This window comes from Candidatus Avelusimicrobium caledoniensis, assembly GCF_902756455.1.
Taxonomy (GTDB): Bacteria; Elusimicrobiota; Elusimicrobia; order Elusimicrobiales; family Elusimicrobiaceae; genus Avelusimicrobium; species Avelusimicrobium caledoniense.
In genome coordinates, this window is the sequence record NZ_CACVRB010000038.1 from 1 (window position 1) to 5,731 (window position 5,731).

The window sequence follows — 5,731 nt, forward strand, 5'->3', positions numbered from 1 at the left end:
CAAAAAAAAAAACGATAATAAAGGGACGCAAAAAACAATAAATAAATGTCATTCCAAACCGCGGCCTTTACCACTTGTCCGCGCCCCGCAAGGTCGTAATGCGGGGTCTGATGATAGTGATTTGGAATCTCACCTCTTTCTAAAACAACCATAAGGTGAGATCCTTAAGTCAGTTCAGGATGACAATAGTATTAAGGAGCAAACAATATGAATAACCAAAAAGCATTTACGTTAATAGAACTTTTAGTCGTGGTGTTAATCATCGGCATTTTGGCGGCGGTGGCGTTGCCGCAGTATCAAAAAGCCGTAGAAAAAGCGCGGTTTACCCAAGCAATCACCGTAGGAAATGCACTGTGGCAATCGGCCCAGCGGTATATGCTTGCCAACGGAGAACCCCCCTCCACTTTGGACGAACTAGATATTGACGTTCCCGGTACGCTAAATACGAACGGAGATAAAATTTCATTAACCGGGAAATATACATGTCAGTTGTCGATAGGTGGAAATAATGGCATATTTAAACAAATTCAATGCCAAGTCTACAATTTACCCATTATCTATCGAGCCGTTTATGCGCCACAAGATTCCATAAGCAGGATGTGCCAAGTTCCCGAAGAGGATGACAAAGCCAATAAACTGTGTATAGCCGTGGGCGGTACTTTCTACAAATCTAACGGCACTGGGTATAATTTATATAATCTTTAATATCCATAATAAAAACTCCCGTTTCTGTATAGAAACGGGAGTCCTTTATAAACTGCTCTTTTTTATTTCAGCAAGTTTGTTAAGCTAAACGATTTCACTTCCTCTTGCATTTTGGCAATCACGTCGGCCACTTTCATGGGTTGCGTGTTGGTGCCGTCTTTGAGGCGCAAGGTAAGCGTGCCGTTTTCCATTTCGTTCTTACCGATAATCGCCGTGTACGGGATGCGTTGCATATGTGCCTCACGAATTTTTAGACCCAGTTTTTCCGGGCGTACGTCCAGTTCCGGGCGGAGTCCGGCTTCGCGCATTTGCGCGGCCACTTCTTTGGCAAACGGAATTTGCTCGTCGGTAAGCGTCAAGATTTTCACTTGCACGGGTGCGAGCCACAACGGGAACCAACCCGCAAAGTGCTCAATGATGACTCCCGTAAAACGCTCAATACTGCCGAACATCGCGCGGTGCACCATAATCGGGCGTTGTCGTCCTTCGGGCGCGACATATTCCAAGTCAAACCGTTCTGGTAAATTGAAATCAAACTGAATCGTGGACAACTGCCACAACCGACCGATAGCGTCCATCACTTTGATATCAATTTTCGGCCCGTAGAAAGCGGCTTCCCCGGCGTGGGTGGTGTAGGGGATGTTACTTTCTTCCAACACTTTTTTAAGGGCATTTTCGGCGCGTTCCCACTCTTTTACGTCGCCGGTAAAATGTTCCGGGTGTTCCGGGTCGCGCGTGGAAAGTTCCACGGCGTATTTTTCAAAGCCGAACGTCTTAAAAATATGTTTGGCATATTCAAAGGCCTGTTTGACTTCGCTTTCCACTTGTTCGGGCATGCAGAAAATGTGCGCATCGTCTTGTGTAAAACCGCGCACCCGCATCAAGCCGTGTAATGCGCCGGAACGCTCATAACGGTACACCGTGCCGAGTTCGCTTAGACGCAACGGCAAGTCGCGGTAACTGCGCAGGTGGGTTTTGTAAATTTCCACGTGGAAGGGGCAGTTCATGGGTTTAATTTGGTATTTTTCCTCGTCAATTTCCATGGGCTTAAACATGCTGTCCGAATAAAACCCGGCGTGTCCGCTGATTTCAAATAAGTGATAGCGCGCAATATGCGGGCTAACTACCAAATCGTATCCGCGTTTTAAGTTCTGGTCTTTGATCCAATCTTCCAAAATTTTGCGCAGCATACCGCCTTTGGGATGCATCAAAATAAGCCCCGGGCCAATGTTGTCGTTAATGCTAAACAAGTCAAGTTCCGGCCCCAATTTGCGGTGGTCGCGTTTGGCGGCTTCTTCTTGTTGTTTGACGTAAGCATTTAGTTCATCTTTCGTGTTAAAGCACAAGCCGTAAATGCGTTGTAACATCGGGCGTTTTTCGTCGCCGCGCCAATACGCACCGGCAATGGTAGTTAATTTGAAACTGTTGACTTTGCCCGTGTGTTCCACGTGCGGGCCGCGGCAAAGGTCGGCATAGTCGCCGTTGATATAAACGGTAATGTTGCCGTCTTCCAATTCTTCCAATAACTCTAATTTATACGTTTCGCCGCGTTTGGTGAAAAAATCTTTGGCCTCGGCCTTGCTCATCTCTTTGCGCTCAAAAGGTTGTCGCGCTTTGATGATTTCTTTCATTTTCGTTTCAATGGTTTTTAAATCTTCCGGCGTGAATTGCTTGGGGCAATCAAAATCGTAATAAAAACCATTTTCAATGGCCGGCCCGATACCGAGTTTCGTACCGGGGAATAATTGTTGCACCGCTTGCGCCATAATGTGCGCGCACGAGTGCCGTTTTACTTCCAGTTCGTTGTTTTCCATGTGATTTACGCTACGTGCCTGCCGGCCACCAAGACCGGGCCAGACAACGAAGGTCCTTGAGTAAGATATATCTATTATACTAAATATATCGGCGCACATCCGACCCGCAAACGACGTTTTTAGCAAGATAACCCCCCCGTAATTTTGACAAGTAAAAATTTTGCTTGACAAATCAAAAAAAAAAACGATAATAAAGTGTCAATAAAAAATAATAAAGGAGATTTTATGAAAAGCACACAAGCATTTACACTCATAGAATTATTAGTCGTCGTTCTTATTATCGGTATACTGGCGGCGGTAGCCCTGCCGCAATATCAAAAAGCCGTGGAAAAAGCAAAAGCCACGCAAGCCCTCACGTTACTAAAATCTGTTTCACAGGCGGGCTCGGAATATTATTTAGCCAACGGCGGCCCGTTTACCACGTTTGATGAATTAAGTGTAGAAATCCCGTGGACGGGAAATGAACAGTGGAACAATAGCTATAAAATTAAAGACACCCGTTCCAACGGGGAATGGTCTTTACAATGGTATCAAGAAAAGCAATCTACTACCACCGGCACGCTTTATATCGGCAGACTCAACGGCAAATATAAAGGGGCCGGTTTTTTGACCATTTTGGTACCCACAAACTCCCAATACGGAAAAATCTATTGTGCAGAACGTACGGGAATCGGCGTTACATTTGAAGAACCGGCCGGCAGTTATTGCGAAAAAATAATGAAAGGAACGCTAACCCCTTTAGATAATTTTAGCAGTGTGCGGACATACGCCTTACCGTAACAGCATGACACCTAACACGCATAGGACAAAAAATCTATAATATAAGTATGCAACGATTTTTTGCTCCGTTCAAAACTCAGTGGAAACTCTTACTTATCTTATCCGTCCCGGCGGTACTGCTGGGTTTATTCGGGCTGTACCAAGTCGGACGGTTTAACTTTGCCAATGCCGTTTCGCTCACGCTTATTAAAGGGTTGTGTGAGTTTTGTTTTTTGGGTTTTTGTTTAGCCGTTTTGAATTTACTTCGCATTAAAAACAAATGGGTGTTATCCGTTATCGGTTTCTTGTACTACTTTGCCATGACGGCCGATTTTGTGTTGCTCGTTTATTTCCGCGAGCGGTTTGGCGCGAAGTATTTGGATACCGTGCAAGGCGGCGATTATAACTTTATGACCGATTGGCGGTTGCTGACGTATTTTGCGCTTTTATTTTTATTCTGCGCGTTTGTGTTCCGCCGCTTTTTTACCGCTACTCCCGCCAAAGAAACGCTACGCCGCGCGGCGGTGTGTTTAGCCGGGTTTTTACTGCTAATGACGTGGAGCCCGCTAAAATTATTACCCGCGCCGGACGATTTTTACACTACTTATTTACTTCCCCCCTCACTCGTTTACACGTACCAAACCTTGCGCGCAAAAACACCTCCGGCGCGCTTTACCTTAGATGAACACACCGCCGCGCTGGCGCGTGAGTACAACATTTTTTCCGCTAAAAATACAGGCGTCGGAAAAGATTACAAACGGGTGATTTTAATTGCGTCCGAATCTTTATCCAATAAATACATGCACCATTTTAACCCGAATATCCCCGCCGAGGCGAGCGCGCCTTTAGACAACTTGTATGAGAATTACCCCTCGGCCTCATTGCGCCACGTTTCGCTTTCCACGTTATACGGCCTGACGGTTATTTTTACGTCGCACCCGTTTGTGCGCGAAGTGGTGGAAAACGAGTATCCCGTTTCGTTTGTGAAGATATTAAAAGAACACGGATTTCACACGGCCTTTTTGCGCGGCGCGAACGAAACGTACATGAGCGAAAACATTTTATTTCAGCAAGCCGGGTTTGAGAAAGTTATCGGCGCGACGTATTTTCAAACGCGCAAGGACTACGCGCCGTACGTAAATTGGTGGGGGTTATTGGACCGCAAACTTTTTGACTATGCACTTGAATATTTGGGCGAACATAAAAACGAGCCGACCTTTATTACGGTACTGACGGTGGACTCGCACGTGCCTTTAGGGCGGCTTAATTATTTAGACGAAAAATATACCGAAATTGACCATAAAGATTATCAAACGCCCACCTTGCCGCGTGCGTTTGCGCGCTTCGGGCAAGACGTGGAACGGTTTTTAAACGGCCTAAAAGAGCGCGGCTTGTGGGACGATAAAACGCTTGTTCTTATTATGCCGGACCACCCGTCTTATTCTAATATGCCCACGGTAGATTTATTCACCCCGTTTAAGCCGGAGTACGACAATTTGCCGTTTATGATCGTAACCAAAAACAAAATCCCCGCGCCAATTACCACTAACCCGCTAGCGAGCCAATTAGATATTGCGCCGACGGTACTAGACTTACTAAATGTACAGCCGCCGCGCGCATTTTTCGGGCACAGTTTATTTGACACGAACGCGCAAAGAAGTGTGTTTGATATCAAAGAAGATTACGCGGTTATCACAACGGAAAACGAAAAACGCGTGATGCCCTTAAACACCACGCGCCCAGACGAAAAAGAACTGCTTGATTTGATGACGACAATAACGGTGGCTCAGTAATTATAGACACAAGAATTTGATCCGGCAAGGTGGTCATAATTTTTTTGCTTTGTTTCGTTTTGACATATCTGCTGGGCCAAAGCAGAAGCTCTCGGAGACGCCATGCATTGTCTTAAAAGACTTCCTGCATGCATCAGATCAAAATATTCATAATAGTGTATTGTTATCTCACCGGAAGAAATGTTACACGAAATATTGGGAGAATATGTATCAGCAATACCATCCAGTTTGCACACTCCCCAAGAGAAAACCCGCATGACATCTTTTGTTTGAGACCCCCCGGGCGTACCGCCCACCTCAATAGCTAACTCATCAAACGGACCGTATTGACCATTCGCCAAATGATACGCTCGCTCCGCCTGTGCCACCGCATGAGCCAACGTCTTGGCTTGCGTCAAACGGCTTTTCAGTACCGCTTTTTGATACTGCGGCAACGCCACCGCCGCCAAAATACCGATGATTAAAACAACTACTAATAATTCAATTAGCGTAAATGCTTTTGTGTCTAAACGGCCCAACAAACATCTTTCTTTTTTCATAAAAAACCTCCTTTGATAATTGTTATCATTAAATAAAATGTAGCAAAAAAAAAAACGATGTCAAGTTTTATTTTTTCTCTCGCTATATCCCGCATAGAAACTCTGCGGGATGACGAGCGAG

Annotated in this window: 5 protein-coding genes; 3 read left to right on the forward strand and 2 right to left on the reverse strand. The window is 45.5% G+C overall.

The genetic code is table 11. The annotated features are described in order from the left end of the window. Nucleotides 1–207: 207 nt before the first annotated feature. Nucleotides 208–705: a type IV pilin protein gene (locus tag ACQY2W_RS07185; protein ID WP_428050774.1), complete on the forward strand. Its 498-nt coding sequence runs from the start codon at nt 208–210 to the stop codon at nt 703–705. Nucleotides 706–767: 62 nt separating this feature from the next. On the opposite strand, the gene thrS is transcribed toward ACQY2W_RS07185, so the two are convergent. Then, nucleotides 768–2,519: a threonine--tRNA ligase gene (gene thrS, locus ACQY2W_RS07190; protein ID WP_428050775.1), complete on the reverse strand. Its 1,752-nt coding sequence runs from the start codon at nt 2,517–2,519 to the stop codon at nt 768–770. Between the two features lie 225 nt (nt 2,520–2,744). Here thrS and ACQY2W_RS07195 point away from each other — a divergent pair, with 225 nt between their 5' ends. Together ACQY2W_RS07195 and ACQY2W_RS07200 are read left to right on the forward strand one after the other, a co-directional pair. Then, nucleotides 2,745–3,299 (forward strand): type IV pilin protein, encoded by a 555-nt coding sequence (locus ACQY2W_RS07195; protein ID WP_428050776.1) that lies wholly within the window; start codon nt 2,745–2,747, stop codon nt 3,297–3,299. 47 nt (nt 3,300–3,346) lie between these two features. Further along, a complete protein-coding gene (locus ACQY2W_RS07200) occupies nt 3,347–5,071 on the forward strand; it encodes an LTA synthase family protein (RefSeq protein WP_428050777.1) in 1,725 nt (574 codons plus the stop codon). Here the strand turns inward: ACQY2W_RS07200 and ACQY2W_RS07205 are convergent. Then, entirely contained in the window at nt 5,065–5,610 is a 546-nt protein-coding gene (locus tag ACQY2W_RS07205; protein WP_428050778.1) for a type IV pilin protein, read from the reverse strand. The genes ACQY2W_RS07200 and ACQY2W_RS07205 overlap by 7 nt on opposite strands. Nucleotides 5,611–5,731: the final 121 nt, after the last annotated feature.

Bases quoted from the DNA above. Each gene is read 5' to 3' on its own strand.
- ACQY2W_RS07200 (WP_428050777.1), top strand. From the start codon at position 3,347: ATGCAACGATTTTTTGCTCCGTTCAAAACTCAGTGGAAACTCTTACTT.
- ACQY2W_RS07185 (WP_428050774.1), top strand. From the start codon at position 208: ATGAATAACCAAAAAGCATTTACGTTAATAGAACTTTTAGTCGTGGTG.
- thrS (WP_428050775.1), bottom strand. From the start codon at position 2,519: ATGGAAAACAACGAACTGGAAGTAAAACGGCACTCGTGCGCGCACATT.
- ACQY2W_RS07195 (WP_428050776.1), top strand. From the start codon at position 2,745: ATGAAAAGCACACAAGCATTTACACTCATAGAATTATTAGTCGTCGTT.
- ACQY2W_RS07205 (WP_428050778.1), bottom strand. From the start codon at position 5,610: ATGAAAAAAGAAAGATGTTTGTTGGGCCGTTTAGACACAAAAGCATTT.